Genomic DNA, 21612 nt, shown 5'->3' on the forward strand with positions numbered 1-21612 from the left:
AGGAAGGTGGACGACTATGTTAACTCCACAACAAGTAGGTCAATTTAAATCCATTTTAGAAAAACAAAAACAAGAACTAGAGCAAACGATACAAACTCATGAAAATACAGATCGTGCTTCTGAACGTGACTCAGTAGGAGAACTGTCTAGCTATGACAACCATCCAGGTGATATGGCTACAGAGCTATATGAACGGGAAAAAGACTTCGGGCTTATTGAACTTTGGCATAAACAGCTTGAGGACACGAAACATGCCTTGCAAAAAATAGAAGCGGGTACGTACGGCATTTGCGAAGTGTCTGGCGAAGAGATTCCATTTGAAAGATTGGAAGCAATGCCGACTGCTACAACATGCATCCAGCACGCGACAAATAAGTTAAATATGAATACACGACCAGTTGAAGAAGAAGTGTTGTCTCCTTCTTTCCACAAGCATGATGAGGACGATTCTGTTGAGTACGATGCGGAAGATGCGTGGCAAGATGTCGCAAATTATGGAACATCTGAAACGCCGTCTGATTTAGAAAGACAAGATTCAAAAAACTATAATGGCATGTATGTAAATAGTGAAGAAAACGTAGGCTACGTGGAGGATTTTGAAAACTTTATCGGTACGGATATGTACGGGAAAAACCCACAAGTTTTCGCTACAGAAGAGCATGAAGAATATGAACAAATGCTTGATGATTTTGAAGAACGTACCTTCAAAGGTGAATTATCTTCAAATGAATCTAGTTCCAAAGAATAAAAAAAAGCATTCCGAAAATCGGAATGCTTTTTATCGCTAGCTAATTAGTTTTTTGTAACGTTAGCAGCTTGTGGTCCACGGTTACCTTCAACGATTTCGAAAGAAACTTCTTGACCTTCTTCTAAAGTTTTGAATCCGTCACCTTGGATAGCTGAGAAGTGAACGAATACATCGTCTCCACCTTCAACTTCGATGAAACCGAAACCTTTTTCGCTGTTGAACCATTTAACTTTACCTGTTTGCATGTCATGTACCTCCTAAATAAAAATGAAACTATGAATCCACATGAAAAGGTGGATATAAAGGACATGAATGTATAACAAGCTTACAGCCTTTAATTCAACGTGCTTTATTTCCGTACCACATTATGTAGCTCAATAGTGATTTCACTATATCACGCTATATCCAAAACGTCAAATGAGAACACTTTCATTCCACCATTTTTTTATAATTTTAATATAATGTTGAATTTCCATATTCATATATTATCCCGCCATTTGTGGACAGCTTGATTGGCGGGAGCTGATAATCAGTTTTGGCTGGTTCCACTTTATTTGAAAATTAACAAAACTAAAGTATTCTAATCCTATTAAATTCTGTACAATATAAGTATCTATTACATACGAGGTGAAAAAAATGAGAGCACACGAAATCGAGTATAAGTTATATGGCGATGATATGCAGTTTGTTGAAATTGAGTTAGATCCAGAAGAGAGCGTGATTGCAGAAGCTGGCGCAATGATGATGATGGAAGATTACATAGAAATGGAAACAATCTTCGGTGATGGTTCTGGCCCATCTGGAGGTTTATTCGGAAAATTAATGGGCGCTGGTAAACGTCTCGTTACAGGCGAAAGTATGTTTATGACTGTATTTACAAATACAGGTCACGGCAAGCGCCACGTCTCATTTGCTGCTCCTTATCCTGGTAAAATTATTCCTGTAGATTTAACAGAGTATCAAGGAAAAGTAGTTTGTCAAAAAGATGCCTTTCTTTGTGCCGCAAAAGGTGTTTCCATCGGAATTGAATTTACGAAAAAAATAGGAACTGGTTTCTTCGGTGGTGAAGGTTTCATCATGCAGAAACTTGAAGGTGATGGCCTTGCTTTCATGCACGCAGGTGGAACTGTATATAAACGTGAATTAAAACCTGGTGAGAAACTTCGCATTGATACAGGTTGTCTCGTTGCTATGACAAAAGACATTAACTATGATGTCGAGTTCGTTGGTAAAGTAAAAACAGCTCTATTTGGCGGCGAGGGTTTATTCTTCGCAACATTAGAAGGTCCTGGAACAGTTTGGATTCAGTCCTTAACACTTAGCCGCTTAGCAGCACGTCTTACAAGCCCAGCAGCGCAAAGTACTGGCGAAGGTAGTGTATTAGGTGGACTTGGTCGTTTATTAGATGGGAAAGAGTAAACTGTGCCCTTATGTAGGCATGGCCATCAACTAATAAAATAATAAAATTAAAACACCCTTGCTTGCAGTAATGCAGTGAAAGGGTGTTTTAATTTACGTCTACAAACGAGAAAAAGCAGTTAAAATAAAGTAATAAGGTTTACTTCAGGAAAATAAGGTATATTATATTTGTTGAATAGATTCTCTTTAGAGACAAGAAAAGTAGGTGAACAAAGTGGGAAAATATCAATTGGATTCCAAAAGTCAGGTAGCTGTGGCAAAGTTCCATGAAAAACAGAAACCTGCCAAATTTGATAAAAAGCAACAACTTGAAAAATTGCGTACGGAGTATTTGAAAAAGAAGCAAAAACAAACAGATAAATAATACGTTTTGTTTTTCAAATTTTTCTGTATATAGTGTAAACAAACACAAGAAAATAGGTAAGTTATTCATCGTTCAAATATATACAGGCTATTTTTTCAAACCTCTTACTTATGCAACTAACGCATGCGTCAGTTCATTAAGAATAACTAAAAAAGCCGATTCCTTGAGATGAAAAAGAGTAAACAGTGCCCTTATCAGGCACTGTTTTATTTTGACCTTATAATTTCCTCCACTGATTTAGATAAGCGATACAAGCTATTCCCCACCTCCAAAAGAATGAATCAAGTTCCTCACTGCATATATTAAACTATACTTTTTCTTAAGGAGGGCTTCCTTAATGCGTACTCCTTTATCCTTTGATAAAGACACTGCCATACTGTTAGCTTCTTGTTGTGAGTTAACGTATGAACAATATAAACAAAATGGCATTTTCGAAATACCAGATGGTTTTCAATATGTACAAGGGTTTCAAGGAAAGGCCATTCAAACAACAGAATGGTTCGGATTTATATTAGAATCTGAGGATACAATTATTGTTGCCTTCAGAGGCACTCAAACAGATCCAGATTGGATTATTGATTCTCTCGTCAATCAAAAACCTTATCCTTATGCTTTAAATGGCGGAAATGTCCATAACGGTTTTCTCTCTATTTATGAGTCTTGTCGTGATTCTATTATGGATATGCTCGTATCATTGCCAGCACATAAAAAACTGCTAGCTACTGGGCATAGTCTAGGTGGCGCGCTTGCCACATTACACATATTAGATGCACGTATAAATACTGCCTTCGCACAGTATGGACTTTATACATTCGCTTCTCCAAAAGTAGGAGATATCGCTTTTCGAAATTATTATAAACTACAAGTAGCTAGTAGCTTTCGTTTCGTCAACTTGTTCGATGTCGTCCCACTTCTCCCTCCCCGAAACATAAATTTTAATGATCATGATTGGGAGTATGCACACGTCCATCACAACATGACATTTACAAAAAACACAAAATCCATTACAAATAATCATTCCATTACAACATACAAAACATGTCTGACTTCTCATTTTTAACCAGTAAACAATTGGAAATAAAATATTCGTATACTATAATAATGTATGAAGTTATTTTTGGATGAGGGGACCTTACATGTTAAAATTTATCTTCGCACTTTTTCTTATTGTAATTTTTACGGTTACAGGTTTCTTTACATTTTCATACTTTGCGACAGGAGAGTATGATGGGGCAGGTATCATATATACCACTGTTCCATTTCTTTCTTAAGCAAAATAAATAAAACGAGCTTAATTTTATTAAGCTCGTTTTATTTATTAATATCCATTTTGTTGGTAAATCGATAATATATCTCCCAATATAGCAACCTCTTTAAAACTGTTTAACTGCATTACCGATACCCCAAATTTCATTACTGTACTGCAAAATCGTTCGATCGCTCGCAAAATGACCAGACTGTGCAATATTTAAAATAGACATTTCTAGCCACTTCGTTCGGTTCTCATAAGCTCTACCAACAGCTTCTTGTCTTTCAGCATACGGACCAAAATCTCGCAGAACGAAATATTCATCGTTTTGAATAACGAGAGAATCGTAAATTGCTTCAAATTCAGCTCCCGATTGTGCAAAGAAACCATTTGTTAATTGATCAACTATTTTTTTAATGTGCCTATTGTGGTGATAATAATCACTTGCACGATACCCACCATTTTGATAGTAATGAAGAACCTCTTCGGCCGTTAAACCGAAAATAAAACAGTTATCCTCACCGACCCGGTCTTTTATTTCAACGTTAGCACCGTCTAGCGTTCCGAGTGTAATCGCACCATTCATCATAAATTTCATATTACCTGTTCCCGATGCTTCTTTACTCGCCGTTGAAATTTGTTCACTTACATCCGCTGCTGGGAATATATCTTCAGCTAAAGAAACTCGATAGTTTTCTAGAAAGATAACTTTCATATATTGACTGACATACGGGTCATTATTTACTTTTCTTGCGAGTTCATTTATTAATTTAATAATTTTTTTCGCGTAATAATAGCCAGGTGATGCTTTCGCTCCAAAAATAAAAGTACGCGGATAAAATGTAAAACTAGCATCCTCTTTCAAACGGTTATACAAATATAAAATATGAAGAACATTTAATAATTGTCGTTTATAAGCATGTAATCTTTTCACTTGCACATCAAAAATAGAATTTGGATCAATGGTAATCCCCATTGTATTATGAATACGCTCCGCTAAAATCTCTTTACGCTCTTGTTTTACCTCTGCAAATTTCTCTTGGAAACTCGCATCATATTGAACTAATTGTAGCTCTTGAAGCTTAATCGGTTCTTTCTTCCACTCCGTTCCAATCGCCTCTGAAATGAGATTTGTTAACTGTGGATTTGCTTTCATAAGCCAGCGCCTATGAGCAATTCCATTCGTCTTATTATTAAACTTATCTGGATAAAATTCATAAAACAATCGCATTTCCCGCTGCTTTAATATTTCCGTATGAATTTTTGCTACACCGTTTACGCTATGGCTACCGACAATCGCTAAATGAGCCATTTTCACAAGGTCATGTGCAATAATCGCCATTGCTTCAATACGATCCCACTCATACGGATACTGTTCCCACAGTTCATGACAGAAACGTTCATTAATCTCTTCAATAATCATATAAATTCTCGGTAATAACGGTTTAAAAATGTGAATTGGCCACTTTTCGAGCGCTTCTGATAACGTCGTATGATTCGTATAAGAAATCGTCTGCGTCGTTATGTGCCAAGCTTCTTCCCATGCTAACTTTTCTTCGTCTAGTAAAATACGCATTAGTTCCGGAATTGCTAAAACCGGATGTGTATCGTTAATGTGGATCGCAATTTTTTCATGTAGTTGACGAAGGTCACCATATCTTTCTCTATGCATTCGAACGATATTTTGCAAACTTGCTGATACGAGGAAATACTGTTGTTTTAAACGAAGTATTTTTCCCTCATCATGCGTATCATCTGGATATAAAAACTCCGATACAGCCTCTGTTTCACGCTTATATTTCAAAATATCTTTGCAGTTTTGCGGGAAAGGAACTGGTTCAGCATTCCAAAGTCTAAGTGTATTTACAGTACTCGTCTCATAGCCAACTACCGGCACATCATATGGCACGGCCATAATGACTTCTGCATTTGTATGCCTAAACTCTAAACGCCCGTCAATTTCTAGCGGTTCAACACTGCCGAAATAACTTACTTCTACAGCTTGATCATACCTTCTTACTTCCCATACGTTTTCATGAAGAAGCCACTGTTCTGGAAATTCAACTTGATAACCATCAACAATTTTCTGATCAAACAAACCATGTTTATAACGAATTCCACAGCCGTGTCCTGGTAAGTTTAAAGATGCGAGTGAATCGAGAAAACAGGCTGCTAAGCGTCCAAGCCCACCATTACCAAGGCCTGCATCTGCTTCCACTTCTTCTAACTCTTGTAACGAAATCCCTAGTTCAGATAACCCCTGCTCGCATACATCTCGAATACCTAAATTCAAGATGTTACTTCCAAGCAAACGTCCAAGCAAAAACTCAATAGACAAGTAATACATTTGCTTTTGCTCTCCGGATCGATAACTCTCGTTCGTTGCAATCCATTGACTATTCATATACTCACGTACCATATGGCCGAGTGTATTATATTGATCACGAGTTGTAGAATCTTTAAAACTTTTACCATACATCGTCTCTAACTTTTCTAGAAAAGTTGATTTAAAACTTTCAACATGAGTAAACATTTTTTCACCACCTACATGTTATTCCATGAGACTTTTATACAATTCCTTATAAGCAAGAGCCGATTGCTCCCAGCTATAATCTTCAGTCATCGCTTGTTTTACAAGCTGCTCCCACACTGGTTTATCATGATAGAATTCAATTGCACGATGAATCGTATGCAGCATGTCATGTGCATTAAAATTCGTGAAACTGAAACCATTTCCTTCTCCAGTTTCTTCATCATAAGAATGTACCGTATCGTTTAACCCACCTGTTTCTCTTACAATTGGAATCGTACCGTATGCTAATGCGATAAGTTGTCCAAGTCCACACGGTTCAAACAGCGATGGCATTAAAAACAAATCGCTTCCCGCATACACTTGGTGAGCTAATTCTTCATTAAATCCGATATAAACTTTTACCTTCTCCGGATACTCATATGCCATCCACTCAAAGAATTGCTCATATTCCGAATCACCTGAACCTAAAATAATACATTGTACATCTTCTTCCATTATTTCGCGGAATACAGTACGTACTAAATCAAGACCTTTTTGCTTCGTTAATCTCGTTACCATTGAAATAATTGGTGTATCCTCTTTTTCTGGCAAACCAAAATAACGCTGCAAGGCGCGTTTATTTTCACTCTTTTCATATAATGAATCTGCATCATACTGGGCCTTAATATACGAATCCGTTTCTGGATTATATACGCTCGTATCAATACCATTTACAATGCCGCTAAGCTTATCATTATATTTTCGCAGTAATCCATCTAACTTCTCACCGAAAAATTCATATTGAATTTCTTCCTTATACGTCGGGCTCACCGCTGTAATTTGATCCGAAGCAATAATACCGCCTTTCATAAAGTTTACGTTTCCATAAAACTCTAGCTGCTCACTATGAAAATATTCATCACCAAGCTCTAACAAGTCGTACATCACTTCAGGAGGAAATACTCCTTGGAACTGCAAGTTATGAATTGTATATACCGTTTTAATACGCTCATATAACGGGTTATCTTGATACTTTTCACGAAGTAAGAAATTAACCATAGCCGTATGCCAATCGTGGCTATGAAGAACATCCACTTCAAAATCAAGGTGCGGAATACACTCTAACACCGCTTTTGAGAAATAAGAAAAACGCTCTCCGTCATCGTAATGACCATACAGAGAATCTCTCTTAAAATAATATTCATTATCTATTAAGTAATACGTAATTCCGTCTTGCTCACCTTTTAAAATTCCACAATATTGATTTCTCCACCCAAGAGGGACGTTAATTACTTTATGTAACGTACATCCATCTCTTAACTTTTGCGGAATGAGACTATAATTCGGAAGTATAATACGAACGTCCACTCCTAATTTTTTTAGCTCTTTTGGGAGCGCACCCGCTACATCAGCTAATCCTCCCGATTTCACAAACGGTACACATTCTGATACTGCAAATAAAATATTCACTTGTTGTCCCACTGCGCGAAAAGTTTTTATTACTCCTCTTGCAGCTTCCTCCCTTCGAGTTTTCATTTAAATTAAAACTTTAATCAGTGGAGGAAAAAGCCCCCACTGATTCTTTAGGAATAACTATTAATCGTACTGTTTTGTACGCTTCCTTTTTCTACAACATACGGCTCATCGGCGCTTCCTTTTAATACGACACCGTCGCCAATTTTCACGTCTTTATCAATAATAACACCGTCTATTATACAGTTATCTCCAATTTGGCTCTTTTGCATAATAATACTGTTACGAATAATTGAACCTTTTCCAATTTTAACCGAACGGGAAACAACACTGTTTTCGACTTCCCCTTCAATAATACTGCCATTTGCAATCATTGTATTTTTCACGACTGCACCCTTTAAATAACGAGTTGGTGGCTCATCTTTTACTTTCGTAAAGATCGGTGCTTCTTTCTTAAATAATTGCTTCCAAATAGCAGGTTGCAAAATTTCTAAGCTATGTTTATAGTAACTTTCAATCGAGTCAATAATTGCTACATATCCAGTATGTTCATATGTAGCAATGTGTAATGATTTCCCGCGCTTTTCTCTCACTACATCAAATAAACTGTATTGTTCCACACCTTTATATGACTCAAATAAGTCTAACAATAATTGTTTCTTTAACACGTATGTTTGAAGCGAAACCCCTTCATGGCAAACTTCTGTAATATCAGCTGCCGTATGTATATGTCGCTCTAACACCGCTTGAAAATTTAATGCTGTTACGAGATGGCTATTCGTAATAACAACGTACTCTTCTCTGCTTCTTAGAAAATAATCAATATGTCTTCTAAAGTGTGCAAAAGACCCAAATTCATCTTGGTCACATTGGCAGTTTGGCGGGAATAAAAATAGTCCGTCTCGTTTTCTATCTAAATCCCACTGTTTTCCTGAACCAACATGGTCCATTAACGAACGATTTTTATGGCTTGTAAAAACTGCCACACTATGAATACTAGAATTCACCATATTTGAAAGCATGAAATCAATGAGTCGATAACGGCCCCCAAACGGTAACGCCGCTAGTGAACGATGCCCTGTTACTTTCTTTAAGGAAGGAAAACTTCCCGTTGCATTAATAATTCCTAACATTTTTTCTCCCATTCATTTCATCCCCCTTTTCTATTTCCCTTCAGCAATTAATACTACATCGTCAACATTCTTTTCTGGACGAATGATTGTTCCATCTTCGATAACCATTTCTGATCCAACAATCGCTCTTTCAATCACAACATTTTTACCAATCTTAGCCCCTGGCATAACGACAGAATCAATCACCATACTTCCTTCTTCCACCGTCACTCCTTGGAATAACACAGAATGCTTCACGTCCCCTTCAATGACGCATCCTTCGTTAATAAGCGATTCTTCTACTTTCGCCTTTTCAGCAATATATTGAGGCGGTTCGTTTGGATTGACAGAGTAAATACGCCAATTACGATCGTTTAAATTCAGTGATGTTTCATCGCGAAGCAAATCCATATTCGCTTCCCATAAGCTCTTCACCGTTCCAACATCTTTCCAATATCCTTCAAACGGATACGCCATTAACTTCTTCCCTTCATCCAATAAAAGCGGAAGTACGTCTTTTCCGAAATCGTTACTAGATTCAGGGTTTCTTGCATCCATCTCTAAATACTCTTTCAAAATTGACCAATTAAAAATATAGATTCCCATTGATGCAAGATTACTTCTTGGAAATTGTGGTTTCTCTTCAAACTCAACAATCTCCATTTCTTCATTTGTATTCATAATGCCAAAGCGACTCGCTTCATCCCAAGGTACTTCAATAACAGAAATGGATACGTCCGATTCTTTCTCAATATGGTAATCTAGCATCTTACTGTAATCCATTTTATAAATATGGTCGCCTGATAAAATAAGAACATACTCTGGTTCATATTGACTTAAATAGTTTAAGTTTTGATAAATGGCACTTGCCGTACCTGTGTACCACTTCACACCTGAAGACTCCGCATAAGGAGGTAATACTGTGACTCCACCGCTTACTCGGTCTAAATCCCATGCATTGCCGATTCCGATATAATTATGAAGTTCTAGTGGTTGATATTGCGTTAAAATCCCAACCGTTTCAATACCAGAATTTGCGCAGTTACTTAGCGTAAAATCAATAATGCGATATTTACCACCAAATGGAACAGCTGGCTTGGCTAAATTTTTTGTTAATGCACTTAATCGACTACCTTTTCCCCCTGCTAGTAACATTGCTACGCACTTTTGTTTTTGAGCCATCTTGTTTTTTGCTCCCCTTTCTCGTCTTCACTGGTCGTAATATGGATACGCCAAATGGTGGAATTGTAATCTCTACATGTGCTGCTTGATTATGGTACGGTTCTAGAATCGTCTTAAGACGTTTCTTATTCACTTGCCCCGAACCGCCATATTGCTGTGCATCACTGTTTAAAATCTCGTTATAATACTCGAAATCTGGTACACCTACTTTATAGTTTTCATATGTAGCTTTCGTAAAATTACATACGATAACTAACGCATCCTCTTGTTTATCCCCTTGGCGGATAAACGAGAAAATACTTTGCTCGTTATTATTAGCATCAATCCACTGAAAACCTTCAGGCGAATGATCAAGCTGCCAAAGTGGTTTTGAGCGCTTATACAATGCTATGAGCTCTTTAAAGTAATCATGCATATAACGATGCATTTCAAAATCATGTAAATTCCAATCTAAATCTTCAAGGTCTTTCCACTCATCAAACTGTCCGAATTCCCCTCCCATGAAAAGTAATTTCTTTCCTGGGTGAGTAAAGAAATATCCATATAATAAACGAAGCTGAGCAAACTTATCCCAGTAATCACCTGGCATTTTATTTAATAACGACTTTTTCCCATGAACGACTTCATCATGAGAAAGCGGTAATATGAAGTTTTCAGAGTACGCATATAGCAAAGAAAACGTCATTTTCTCATGAATGTGTTTCCTATATTCAGGCGCACACTCCATATATTTCAGCACGTCATTCATCCAGCCCATGTTCCATTTGTAATTGAATCCAAGCCCACCTTCATACGTTGGAGTTGTTACAAGTGGCCAAGCTGTTGAATCTTCTGCCGTCATAAGAAAATCTTCATCCTCTGCAAACACTGCTTCATTCAACTCTCTTAAAAATGAAACAGCATGCTCATTACTTTGCTCTTGTCCTTCTTTATTCCAGTACAACATGTTCGCAACTGCATCTACTCTGAAACCATCAATATGGAAATATCTCATCCAAAATAACGCATTTGAAATTAAGAAATTACGTACCTCTCTCTTTCCTAAATCAAAATTGACAGTTCCCCATACTGGATTTTCTTGTACATCTTTATCTTTATATTCATAGGTCGGTGTGCCATCAAACAAATATAAACCGTGAGCATCTTTACAAAAATGCCCCGGCACCCAATCTAAAATGACACCGATTCCATATTTATGACATTCGTCGACAAAATACATTAAATCATGCGGTGTACCAAATCTACTCGTCGCTGCATAATATCCCGTTCCTTGATATCCCCAAGAACGATCATATGGATGCTCAACAAGCGGCATAATTTCAATATGTGTAAATTGATGTTCCACCACATATGGAATGAGTTCTTCTACCATTTCCCTGTAAGAATACAGTGTTCCATCTTCTTTCTTTTTCCAAGAACCAAAATGCAATTCATAAACTGTCATCGCTTCTTTATAAATCGATTTTTTCTTTTTCTTACGAGTCCAGTTTTTATCATTCCATTCATATCCCTTTATATCAAAAACTACAGATGCCGTATTCGGTCTTACTTCTGCATATACAGCATACGGATCTGCCTTTAAAATGACGTCACCAGCCAACGTTTCAATCGCATATTTATATATTTCTCCTTCTTCAATATGCGGTATAAACAAGGACCAAATGCCTTCTTCTGTCACTTGTAGCATTTTATGTTGCTCATAATCCCACTCATTAAAATCTCCAACAACACTCATTGCTTTCGCATGAGGAGCCCACACTGTAAATCGTACCCCTTGAATCTCATCTTCCGTCACAACATGTGCGCCAAAGATGTTATAACTTTCATAGTACTTTTCTGTATGAAACTCATCTCGTTTCACTTCTTCACAATTTATTACACTCAATATGCTCACCTCACTTAGATGACAGAATTTTTTATACTTTAACTATTTCTGCGAAAAACTGCAATATCCTTGTTAATTTATAAAAAATATTCGTTTTTTTCTTAAAAACGTTAGTTTTTCTTCACATTTCCGTGTAAAATATCGAATTTTGACGAATATTCATTGAAAACGCTTTATTATCCTTCTATATTTTTATCAATTATTTTTTCTCAACCTTTATTTTATTATGTTTATCCTATTTTTCATGCTATTTTCCACTCAAAATCAAAACAAAATAATCTGTCATAAAAAAATGTTTCTCAATATTTTTTGTCACAATTTTATTGAAATGCGAAATTCATAAGCATATACTTGTTCTCAATAAAGAACATTGTTCTTTCTTAACTACAATTCATAGCGGACTACTATGTTTACTTATTTATCCTTGTTGCGAACGGTTGCTATACAAATTTAACTAGGAGGCTTTCTTATGTCATTAAAACAAAAAGTAGGAATGGGAGTTATCACCGCTTCACTTGGCTTATCCCTTACATTCGGCGGTGTATTCGCCTATTTCAGTGATTCAGAAACATCAAGTAACTCATTTCAAGCTGGAACACTAGATCTTTCTATTAATCCAAGTGTAATCGTTAATGTGAAAGATTTAAAACCAGGTGATTTTATTGAAAGGAACTTCAAGCTTGAAAATAAAGGTACATTGGATATCGCAAAAGTAGCACTTGAAACATCATATGAAGTTACAGATGCAAAGCAAAATAATGACGGTGAAGATTTAGGTGATCACATTATCGTCAAGTTTCTAGTAAATGATGGACAGCCATCTAATCCAAACGATGATCATGAGATTGTGTGGGAAACAAAACTATCACAATTAAAAACTATGAAACCTGAAGATGTCGCTACGTCTCTAGAACGTCATAACTTAATAGATGGTATTAAATCTGGTGAAACAGATTACTTACACGTCCTCTTCTCATTTGAAGATAACGACCAAGATCAAAATAAATTTCAAGGTGATTCCCTGCAGCTAAACTGGACATTCCATACTGAGCAAACGGCTGGCGTGGAGAAATAATTTTTAAAAATATAAATTACCGGAGGCCTATAAATGAAAAAGAAAAATCGTTTTGTTACCGGAATTGTAACAGCTGGCGTTTTGTTTTCAACTGCTATTCCGTTCAATGTACTTGCTGAAAGTCCTATTAACCAAATTGAATCTTCAAATGCTCATTCTATATTATCTAAGCTTTCTAAAGAACAACGCCTGGCATTACAAACGGTAGATGCCAACCCTGGTTTTACAATTTCACCAGATATTAATACGAGTAGTTCTGAGCCTGTAAATATCATCGTAGAATTTCAAACTGCTCCAGTAAAGATTAATGAATTAAAACAAAAAGAAAAAGGATTACAGTCTGCTCCTGAAAATATAAAAGCACGTATTGATCAAGAACATGAAGAATTCGAAAAAGGACTAAAACGTCTTTATCAATTCAGCCCATCAGTAAAATCAGGAAACTTCCAGTCTGTACAAATTAAACGTTCTTATAAGCATGCGATAAATGGTGTTGCGATGACATTACCAGCAAATACAGTAGAAGAATTGTTACGAATTGGCGTTGTAAAACGTATTTGGAAAGATTACGAAGTGAAATTAAATTTACCAAAACAAGCTGAGCAAAAAGCGCCTCAAAAACTAACAGATAGCATCCCGCAAATTGGAGTAGATAAGTTACATAGTGAGGGCATTACCGGAAAAGGAATTAAAGTTGGTGTATTAGATACAGGTATTGATTACAATCATCCTGACTTAAAAGACGTATATAAAGGCTATCGCGCGAAACCTGGTGAGGACTCTAGCAAAGTAGACCTAAACTCAGTAAAGGGTTGGGACTTTATTAATAATGATGCAGATCCAATGGAAACTACTTATTCAGAATGGCAACAATCTGGTGCTCCTGAATTTGATAACCGTGGTTCTTCCTTCTACACAGCCCACGGCACTCACGTAGCAGGTATCGTTTCTGCCCAAAAGAAGAACCAATCTGATTCAGCAGTAAAAGGTGTTGCACCTGACATTGAACTGTATAACTATCGTGTACTCGGTCCATACGGAAGTGGAGATAGTTCAGGTATTATCGCTGCAATTGATAAATCCATTTCTGACGGTATGAACGTTATTAACTTATCGTTAGGTGATGATAGCAACAATCCACTCGATCCAACATCTATCGCTGTTAATAATGCAATGCTTTCAGGCGTTGTTACAGTCGTTGCTGCTGGTAACTCTGGACCAAATCCATCAACACTCGGATCACCAGGTGCTTCACCATTTGCAATTACGGTTGGAGCAAGTGATAGCTCTATTTCCTTACCGAAACTATCAGGTCATGCTGGACAATTACAATTTCCTAACCTAATTCTATTCGGCAAAAACTTCACTGATAAAATAGAAGATTTCAAGGGACAAACTTTACCTATTGAATATGTAGGAATTGGTACGCCTGACGAGTTTAGTAAAAAAGATGTAAAAGGAAAAATCGCTCTCGTTGCACGCGGTACACTGTCATTTGATGAAAAAATTGCTAATGCAAAACAAGCAGGTGCAAAAGCCGTTATTATTTATAACAATGTGGATGGAGAAATTCCTTTCTACGTTGGCGAAAGTACAAAATACATTCCAGCATTCCGCCTAACGAAAGAAGAAGGTGAAAAACTAAAAGCTCAAATCGAACAAGGTAGCACCTCCTTAACTCTCGATGAAATTAATTACATTCAAACAGAAGGCGATCATCTTGCAGACTTTAGCTCACGCGGTCCTGTTACAGCAAATGATGATATTAAGCCTGATATTACAGCGCCTGGTGTCGCTATCCTTTCAACAGTTCCTGAATATATTAACGACCCGCAAGAGGGTGAAAACTACGCTGTTTCCTATGAGCGTATGCAAGGAACATCTATGGCTTCTCCTCATATCGCTGGCGTTGCTGCTCTAATTTTACAAGAACACCCAGACTACTCTCCGTTCGATGTAAAAGCGTCTCTTATGAACACAGCTAATGATTTAAAAGAAAAATATTCCGTATATGAAGTTGGAGCTGGGCGAGTAGATGCTTACAACGCCGTTCGTACAGAAACAAGCTTTAAAGTATTAGATACGACACAAACTGTTGTAAATGATGAAGTAATTGAAGTACCCGAAGAAACTGGATCTATTGCATTCGGTAAGTTTTATCAAAAAGACGGTGAAGCTCTTGAACAAAAACGAAATATAAAAGTAACTAATCATAATAAACAAGAGAAAAAAGAATTTAAAACAGAAATTTCTTATACACCAGCATCGTCTACTATTAACGATGCTGTCGCAAACGGTGTAAAAATCTCTGCTCCAGAAACAATTACTCTTGATGCTGGCAAAACAGGTGAAATTGAAGCAAAAATTAATGTTCCAGCCGGTGTGAAACAAGGCCGATATGAAGGGTACATTCATATTACGAACACAAAAAATAAAGAAGAAACATATCAAATCCCATTCTCTATTCGTGTATCAGAGCCTGGTATTGAAAATGCAATACTATCAAGAAAAGCAATTTCAACTGATACATCTAAATTCAATCCATACGGTGAATCGTATGTTCACGGAGCATTCCAATTAAACAGCGAACTTGAAACGTTAGATCTTATCGTAAAAGATTCCAAAACAAATAAAGCTCTTGGCTTCATTGGAACATTAAACACGAGTGGCCTAAAAACTGATGTGTATTACTACTTAGATTCATTCTTTAATGGAAAAGTGTATCCTTTTACAAATGATCCTGCAAAACCAATCGGTAATGAGAAAATCAACTTACCAGAAGGAGACTACACAATTGAGTTTGTCGGTTATGATAAGGCTGGGAAAGCACGTGTAAAAGGTGATTATGTTGTAATTGATAATACACCACCAGAAGTGAAATTAACTGGATTAAAACCTGGTATTTACGAGTTAAATGAAGAAAATTATACAGTAGAAGATGGCAAAAAAGCACTATGGATTAAAGGAAACGTATACGATTCAAACGTTGATTACTTAAAAGGAAAAGGATTAAACATTACGCAAGAAGCGAATGGCGTTATGTACTATGACTATTCTCCATACTTGCATAAGTTTTTACCGATTAATGCAAATGGCGACTTTAAAGTTGGCATTACACCTGACTCCTTCAGAACGGAAGGTCCAATGAACACAGGCGTATATATTTTCGATTATGCAACTGCAGGTCCTGACTATCCAAACGGTGTAAATAACTACTGGTTTATCCCGCAAGGTGCTCAATATGCAAAAACTAGTTACGATAAAAAAGAATTATATAAAAATGACGAGTTCACAGTAACACTAAACGCGAAACACGTAAAACAATTTGTTGCTGGGCAATTTAATGTAAACTTCCTAGAGAAGAACTTCAAATTTGCAAATGCGAAATTTAATCCTGCTTTTGAAAAGCTACTTTCCCAAAAAGGGGTAACCGCAAAAGTAAATGAACCGAAACTAGAGGCAGGCTCTGTTACAGTTGGCGGAGCTATCGATGACAAAAATTTTGCTGGATTAGATGGTGATTTCCCGTTCATTGATGTAACGTTCAAAGTAGAAAATGATGAGTTTTATGAAGCAAACGCTCAATTAGAATCACCAATTTTTGTTTACTGGAAACAAGGTGAATCAGAACCAAATAGAATGCGTGTACTTCAAGATCAAACATTCTCAGTTATGTCCTTAAACTCATTAGTAGAAGGAAATATTAAACCTGGTGCATTCTTAAATGAACGCGGATATTTAGATGAAAAGTTCGATTATACAAAGCTTGGCGTAAAAGTATATGCGACTGATTCTTACCGTCATAAGTTTGAAGGCTCACTAGATAAATACGGATACTTCAAACTAAATGGACTTCCAGTTAATAAACGCGACTATAACTTATATGTAGAGGTGCCAGGACATTTAACAAGCCGCCTAACAACGAAACTTGGTACTGAAAAAGACGGTAAGTTGCTTGGCCAATATTATTATGCAAGACCTGACGAAAACCTTGCCGGCGATGTAAATGGTGATAAAGTAATCGATATTAAAGATGCTGAAATCATTGCTAGCAACTATGGTAAAAAAGGACTAACTGTAAAAGACGGAGATCTTAATAAAGATGGTATTGTCGACGAAAAAGATATTCGCTTCGTTGAAAAGAACTTCTTGAAAAAAGGGCCAGATGCATCTAAATCACAAACACCTGTAGAAAAATCAAAAAGCGGTACACTGGCAGATATTTTAAAGAAATTAGGATTAACGCCTAAAAAATAATAAAGTGAAACTTTAATCAATTGAGATTTTACTGCCCGGCAAATAGCGGAATAATAAAGAGCACTCTACGTAAAATAGAGTGCTCTTTTTCTATAAACGACCCTTATCCAGCAAAAGGGGTATATTGGGGATATACAAGGGAAACCGGAAAAGGAATTTATATTAAATTATATAAGTTCAGAGGTAAGAAGCAGTTTCCCACCTCTGAACTATTTAGCAATTATTATAGTACTGGTGCCATTGTTTCTTTTAATACTTTTACAGAATGAGCGAACTTCGCTTTTTCATCTTCATTTAGCTCAAGTTCTACGATTTCACGTACACCTTCGCGGTTAATTACAGCTGGAACACCTACGTAAGCATCTTTCTCGCCGTATTGACCTTCAAGGTATGCAGATACAGTTAATACGCTGTTCTCGTTGTTTAAGATTGCTTTAGTTACACGAAGTAGTGACATACCGATTCCGTAGTAAGTTGCACCTTTACGCTCGATGATATGGTAAGCTGCATCACGTACGTTTTCGAAGATTTTGTCTAAGTCTTCTTGTTTGTACTGTTCGTTGTTAGCTAAGATTGTTTCTAATTTTTGTACACCGATAGTAGCGTGGCTCCATACTGGAAGTTCAGTGTCACCGTGTTCACCAACGATGTAAGCATGAACGTTACGTGGATCTACATCTAAGTAGTCACCTAACATGTAACGGAAACGAGCAGAGTCTAAAGTAGTACCAGAACCGATTACGCGCTCTTTCGGTAAACCAGATTCTTTCCAAGTTACGTAAGTTAAAATATCAACTGGGTTAGTTGCGATTAAGAAGATTCCATCGAATCCGCTATCCATAATGCCTCGAACGATTTGTTTAAAGATCTTTGTATTTTTCTCAACTAAGTCTAAACGAGTTTCACCTGGCTTTTGTGGTAACCCAGCAGTGATAACAACTAAATCTGCATCTTTACAATCTGCATAGCTACCGCTCCAAACTTTTGTTGGTGATGGAGAGAATGGTACCGCATGGCTTAAGTCCATTGCTTCCCCTTCTGCTTTTGCTTCATTAACATCTACTAATACGAATTCTTCAGCTACACCTTGGTTGATCATTGAGTAAGCGTAACTACAACCTACAGCTCCTGTTCCTACTAATACTACACGATTGATACCTTTTTTCATGGTAATTTCCCCTCTCTATTGTTCACATATATTTTTTTATGATTGTTTAAGTAATTAATTAAAATACTAATTTAATGTTGTTTAACTTCTTTACATTCATATTGTAGCACGTATTATTGTGAATTACTTCACAAATTATGACCTATTTGTGAACTTTTTCACATAGAGTGTAAAGTTATTGGAATAGGTGTGGAATCCATTTCAATGGAGGCGTTTTCTTTAGATTGTGAAAGGGATTTTCTTGTGGTTTTTGTCGGTAAGTGAAATTATACCAGCGATTTTTAGAATATATCGACCGTAACTCCAAATATATCAGCGATTATTAAAATTTATCGATCGTAACTCAAATTATATCAGCGATTTTTGCAATATATCGACTTACCGACAAAACTCGACAATACTGACAACATAAAAAAGCTGTCTTCAGTAGATCACAGCTATTGAGAGAAAGCAGCTTCTTCTATATATTATTTATTTTCCACAGTAGCTCCCAGATGCATTTTCATCGGTTTCTCCAAGTGTAGGAGGCTACAGCCATACAGCTGGGGTAAAAGTTCAAGTTGAAGTTAATTCCTTCATATTCATACAGGTCCAAATAATTAACATGATTGTATTTACCGCTCTCTATGTACCCAACTGCAACAGCGAATACTTCATATTTCTTCTATTGCATAAAAAAGCAGACTATCCAAAGTCCATTTTTATACAACAAAAAAGAGATAGCAGATTATGCTATCTCTTTTAGTATGACCCGTACGGGATTCGAACCCGTGTTACCGCCGTGAAAGGGCGGTGTCTTAACCACTTGACCAACGGGCCAGTTCTGGCAGAGAAGAAGGGATTCGAACCCTCGCACCGCGTTCGCGATCTACTCCCTTAGCAGGGGAGCCCCTTGAGCCACTTGGGTACTTCTCTATAAATATGGCTCCGCAGGTAGGACTCGAACCTACGACCGATCGGTTAACAGCCGATAGCTCTACCACTGAGCTACTGCGGAACAATTATGGTGGGCCTAAATGGACTCGAACCATCGACCTCACGCTTATCAGGCGTGCGCTCTAACCAGCTGAGCTATAGGCCCATAATTGAAAAGCGGGTGAAGAGAATCGAACTCTCGACCAGAGCTTGGAAGGCTCTTGTTTTACCACTAAACTACACCCGCATTAAATTGTAAATGGTGAGCCATGAAGGACTCGAACCTTCGACCCTCTGATTAAAAGTCAGATGCTCTACCAACTGAGCTAATGGCTCATTTTGAAAGTGGTGCCGACTAGAGGACTTGAACCCCCAACCTACTGATTACAAGTCAGTTGCTCTACCAATTGAGCTAAGTCGGCTTGCGTTTTCAAAATGGTGGCTCGGGACGGAATCGAACCGCCGACACGAGGATTTTCAGTCCTCTGCTCTACCGACTGAGCTACCGAGCCTTTATGTAAAAATGGCGGTCCCGACCGGGGTCGAACCGGCGATCTCCTGCGTGACAGGCAGGCATGTTAACCACTACACCACGGGACCATTTGGTTGCGGGGACAGGATTTGAACCTGCGACCTTCGGGTTATGAGCCCGACGAGCTACCGTGCTGCTCCACCCCGCGATGATAAAATATTTACTTTAGAAAAAATGGAGGAGGTAGAGGGATTCGAACCCCCGCGCGACTCTCGCCGCCTGTCGGTTTTCAAGACCGATCCCTTCAGCCGAACTTGGGTATACCTCCGAGATATATACGTCTAATGGTGGACCTTGTAGGACTCGAACCTACGACCGGACGGTTATGAGCCGTCTGCTCTAACCAGCTGAGCTAAAGGTCCTTTATGGTAGCGGCGGAGGGGATCGAACCCCCGACCTCACGGGTATGAACCGTACGCTCTAGCCAGCTGAGCTACACCGCCATAAATGATATTAATATAAGTGGAGCCTAGCGGGATCGAACCGCTGACCTCCTGCGTGCAAGGCAGGCGCTCTCCCAGCTGAGCTAAGGCCCCATGTTTTTTAGGAATATCGGGAAGACAGGATTTGAACCTGCGACCCCCTGGTCCCAAACCAGGTGCTCTACCAAGCTGAGCCACTTCCCGTTAATAAAAGCGCGCCCGAGAGGAGTCGAACCCCTAACCTCTTGATCCGTAGTCAAACGCTCTATCCAATTGAGCTACGGGCGCATATGGTGCCGAGGGCGGGGGTCGAACCCGCACGGTGGTCACCCACCGCAGGATTTTAAGTCCTGTGCGTCTGCCTGTTCCGCCACCCCGGCATGTCATATTGAAAATTGGAGCGGAAGACGGGATTCGAACCCGCGACCCCAACCTTGGCAAGGTTGTATTCTACCACTGAACTACTTCCGCAAGACATGTATGAGTTATTTAATTAAAAGTGCGGGTGAAGGGAGTCGAACCCCCACGCCAAAGGCGCCAGATCCTAAGTCTGGTGCGTCTGCCAATTCCGCCACACCCGCATATTAATTTATTTAAGAAAAATGGGGCGACTGATGGGAATCGAACCCACGAATGCCGGAGCCACAATCCGGTGCGTTAACCACTTCGCCACAACCGCCATGATTTCTGGTGCCGACTAGAGGACTTGAACCCCCAACCTACTGATTACAAGTCAGTTGCTCTACCAATTGAGCTAAGTCGGCTAAATGGTGGAGGATGACGGGATCGAACCGCCGACCCCCTGCTTGTAAGGCAGGTGCTCTCCCAGCTGAGCTAATCCTCCATTTGCCTGGCAACGTCCTACTCTCACAGGGACAAGGTCCCAACTACCATCGGCGCTAGAGAGCTTAACTTCCGTGTTCGGTATGGGAACGGGTGTGACCTCTCTGCCATCATTACCAGACTGTATTCATTTAAGACAAGAATTATTATAACTCATTTACTTTCGAAAGTCAACAAGTTTTTTATATTCTTTCAAAACTAGATAACATTGCTTCATATTATATGGTTAAGTCCTCGATCTATTAGTATTCGTCAGCTCCACATGTCACCATGCTTCCACCTCGAACCTATCAACCTGATCATCTTTCAGGGATCTTACTAGCTTACGCTATGGGAAATCTCATCTTGAGGGGGGCTTCATGCTTAGATGCTTTCAGCACTTATCCCTTCCGCACATAGCTACCCAGCTATGCCCTTGGCAGAACAACTGGTACACCAGCGGTGCGTCCATCCCGG

General features: G+C 38.3%; 14 protein-coding genes, 22 tRNA genes and 2 rRNA genes (1 of these 38 cut by a window edge). 7 read left to right on the top strand and 31 right to left on the bottom strand.

What is annotated here, in order from left to right:
• Positions 1-16: 16 nt before the first annotated feature.
• Positions 17-748 (top strand): yteA family sporulation protein, encoded by a 732-nt coding sequence (locus ACUL40_RS16590; RefSeq protein ID WP_065212166.1) that lies wholly within the window; start codon positions 17-19, stop codon positions 746-748.
• 44 nt (positions 749-792) lie between these two features.
• Here ACUL40_RS16590 and cspD read toward each other — a convergent pair whose 3' ends face one another.
• Positions 793-993, bottom strand: a complete 201-nt coding sequence (cspD, locus tag ACUL40_RS16595; protein ID WP_001193054.1) for a cold-shock protein CspD — start codon at positions 991-993, stop codon at positions 793-795.
• A 391-nt stretch (positions 994-1384) separates the two neighbouring features.
• On the opposite strand from cspD, the gene ACUL40_RS16600 reads away from it, so the two are divergent.
• The 4 genes from ACUL40_RS16600 (at position 1385) to ACUL40_RS16615 (ending at position 3802) form a co-directional block, all read left to right on the top strand.
• Positions 1385-2167, top strand: a complete 783-nt coding sequence (locus tag ACUL40_RS16600; protein ID WP_001201257.1) for a TIGR00266 family protein — start codon at positions 1385-1387, stop codon at positions 2165-2167.
• A gap of 214 nt (positions 2168-2381) precedes the next feature.
• Entirely contained in the window at positions 2382-2531 is a 150-nt protein-coding gene (locus tag ACUL40_RS16605; RefSeq protein ID WP_000521639.1) for a hypothetical protein, read from the top strand.
• Positions 2532-2868: 337 nt separating this feature from the next.
• Positions 2869-3591 carry a lipase family protein gene (locus ACUL40_RS16610; RefSeq protein ID WP_001260111.1) on the top strand — a complete coding sequence of 241 codons (723 nt, stop codon included), beginning with the start codon at positions 2869-2871 and terminating at the stop codon, positions 3589-3591.
• A 76-nt stretch (positions 3592-3667) separates the two neighbouring features.
• Positions 3668-3802 carry a hypothetical protein gene (locus ACUL40_RS16615; RefSeq protein ID WP_000911075.1) on the top strand — a complete coding sequence of 45 codons (135 nt, stop codon included), beginning with the start codon at positions 3668-3670 and terminating at the stop codon, positions 3800-3802.
• A 102-nt stretch (positions 3803-3904) separates the two neighbouring features.
• Here ACUL40_RS16615 and glgP read toward each other — a convergent pair whose 3' ends face one another.
• From glgP to glgB, 5 genes are all read right to left on the bottom strand, one after another.
• Entirely contained in the window at positions 3905-6313 is a 2409-nt protein-coding gene (gene glgP / locus ACUL40_RS16620; RefSeq protein ID WP_065212165.1) for a glycogen phosphorylase, read from the bottom strand.
• An 18-nt stretch (positions 6314-6331) separates the two neighbouring features.
• Positions 6332-7762, bottom strand: a complete 1431-nt coding sequence (gene glgA / locus ACUL40_RS16625; RefSeq protein ID WP_033666648.1) for a glycogen synthase GlgA — start codon at positions 7760-7762, stop codon at positions 6332-6334.
• A gap of 113 nt (positions 7763-7875) precedes the next feature.
• Positions 7876-8910, bottom strand: a complete 1035-nt coding sequence (gene glgD, locus ACUL40_RS16630) for a glucose-1-phosphate adenylyltransferase subunit GlgD (RefSeq protein WP_000504168.1) — start codon at positions 8908-8910, stop codon at positions 7876-7878.
• Positions 8911-8928: 18 nt separating this feature from the next.
• Positions 8929-10059, bottom strand: coding sequence for a glucose-1-phosphate adenylyltransferase (gene glgC, locus ACUL40_RS16635; RefSeq protein WP_000057619.1), 1131 nt, complete (start codon positions 10057-10059; stop codon positions 8929-8931).
• Positions 10007-11944 carry a 1,4-alpha-glucan branching protein GlgB gene (glgB, locus tag ACUL40_RS16640; protein WP_000111405.1) on the bottom strand — a complete coding sequence of 646 codons (1938 nt, stop codon included), beginning with the start codon at positions 11942-11944 and terminating at the stop codon, positions 10007-10009. The genes glgC and glgB overlap by 53 nt, the downstream gene beginning before the upstream one ends.
• A 469-nt stretch (positions 11945-12413) precedes the next feature.
• On the opposite strand from glgB, the gene ACUL40_RS16645 reads away from it, so the two are divergent.
• Both ACUL40_RS16645 and ACUL40_RS16650 read left to right on the top strand, forming a co-directional pair.
• Positions 12414-13019 carry a CalY family protein gene (locus ACUL40_RS16645; protein ID WP_063220423.1) on the top strand — a complete coding sequence of 202 codons (606 nt, stop codon included), beginning with the start codon at positions 12414-12416 and terminating at the stop codon, positions 13017-13019.
• A 33-nt stretch (positions 13020-13052) separates the two neighbouring features.
• On the top strand, positions 13053-17276 hold the full coding sequence (locus ACUL40_RS16650; RefSeq protein ID WP_065212164.1) for a S8 family serine peptidase: 4224 nt from the start codon (positions 13053-13055) through the stop codon (positions 17274-17276).
• A 223-nt stretch (positions 17277-17499) separates the two neighbouring features.
• On the opposite strand, the gene ACUL40_RS16655 is transcribed toward ACUL40_RS16650, so the two are convergent.
• The 25 genes from ACUL40_RS16655 to ACUL40_RS16775 all read right to left on the bottom strand — a co-directional run.
• Positions 17500-18444 (bottom strand): L-lactate dehydrogenase, encoded by a 945-nt coding sequence (locus ACUL40_RS16655; RefSeq protein ID WP_000715338.1) that lies wholly within the window; start codon positions 18442-18444, stop codon positions 17500-17502.
• Between the two features lie 747 nt (positions 18445-19191).
• Positions 19192-19263: transfer RNA gene (locus ACUL40_RS16660), tRNA-Glu, on the bottom strand.
• Between the two features lie 5 nt (positions 19264-19268).
• A tRNA-Ser gene (locus ACUL40_RS16665) sits at positions 19269-19359 on the bottom strand.
• 7 nt (positions 19360-19366) lie between these two features.
• A tRNA-Asn gene (locus ACUL40_RS16670) sits at positions 19367-19441 on the bottom strand.
• Between the two features lie 7 nt (positions 19442-19448).
• Positions 19449-19525: transfer RNA gene (locus tag ACUL40_RS16675), tRNA-Ile, on the bottom strand.
• Positions 19526-19535: 10 nt separating this feature from the next.
• Positions 19536-19606, bottom strand: a tRNA-Gly gene (locus tag ACUL40_RS16680).
• A 13-nt stretch (positions 19607-19619) separates the two neighbouring features.
• Positions 19620-19695 (bottom strand) — tRNA-Lys (locus ACUL40_RS16685).
• A gap of 10 nt (positions 19696-19705) precedes the next feature.
• Positions 19706-19781, bottom strand: a tRNA-Thr gene (locus ACUL40_RS16690).
• A gap of 14 nt (positions 19782-19795) precedes the next feature.
• A tRNA-Phe gene (locus ACUL40_RS16695) sits at positions 19796-19871 on the bottom strand.
• 12 nt (positions 19872-19883) lie between these two features.
• Positions 19884-19959 (bottom strand) — tRNA-Asp (locus tag ACUL40_RS16700).
• A gap of 3 nt (positions 19960-19962) precedes the next feature.
• A tRNA-Met gene (locus tag ACUL40_RS16705) sits at positions 19963-20039 on the bottom strand.
• A gap of 27 nt (positions 20040-20066) precedes the next feature.
• Positions 20067-20159 (bottom strand) — tRNA-Ser (locus ACUL40_RS16710).
• A 17-nt stretch (positions 20160-20176) separates the two neighbouring features.
• Positions 20177-20253 (bottom strand) — tRNA-Ile (locus ACUL40_RS16715).
• A gap of 4 nt (positions 20254-20257) precedes the next feature.
• A tRNA-Met gene (locus ACUL40_RS16720) sits at positions 20258-20334 on the bottom strand.
• Between the two features lie 20 nt (positions 20335-20354).
• Positions 20355-20427, bottom strand: a tRNA-Ala gene (locus ACUL40_RS16725).
• Between the two features lie 16 nt (positions 20428-20443).
• A tRNA-Pro gene (locus tag ACUL40_RS16730) sits at positions 20444-20517 on the bottom strand.
• 10 nt (positions 20518-20527) lie between these two features.
• A tRNA-Arg gene (locus tag ACUL40_RS16735) sits at positions 20528-20601 on the bottom strand.
• Between the two features lie 3 nt (positions 20602-20604).
• Positions 20605-20693 (bottom strand) — tRNA-Leu (locus ACUL40_RS16740).
• Between the two features lie 16 nt (positions 20694-20709).
• A tRNA-Gly gene (locus ACUL40_RS16745) sits at positions 20710-20784 on the bottom strand.
• Between the two features lie 29 nt (positions 20785-20813).
• Positions 20814-20894, bottom strand: a tRNA-Leu gene (locus ACUL40_RS16750).
• 22 nt (positions 20895-20916) lie between these two features.
• Positions 20917-20992: transfer RNA gene (locus ACUL40_RS16755), tRNA-His, on the bottom strand.
• Positions 20993-21001: 9 nt separating this feature from the next.
• Positions 21002-21077, bottom strand: a tRNA-Thr gene (locus ACUL40_RS16760).
• Between the two features lie 4 nt (positions 21078-21081).
• A tRNA-Val gene (locus tag ACUL40_RS16765) sits at positions 21082-21157 on the bottom strand.
• A 4-nt stretch (positions 21158-21161) separates the two neighbouring features.
• Positions 21162-21277 (bottom strand): 5S ribosomal RNA (gene rrf, locus ACUL40_RS16770).
• A gap of 101 nt (positions 21278-21378) precedes the next feature.
• A 23S ribosomal RNA gene (locus tag ACUL40_RS16775) occupies positions 21379-21612 on the bottom strand; it runs 2688 nt beyond the window's last position.

The sequence above is a fragment of the Bacillus sp. KNSH39 genome (genome assembly GCF_052656585.1).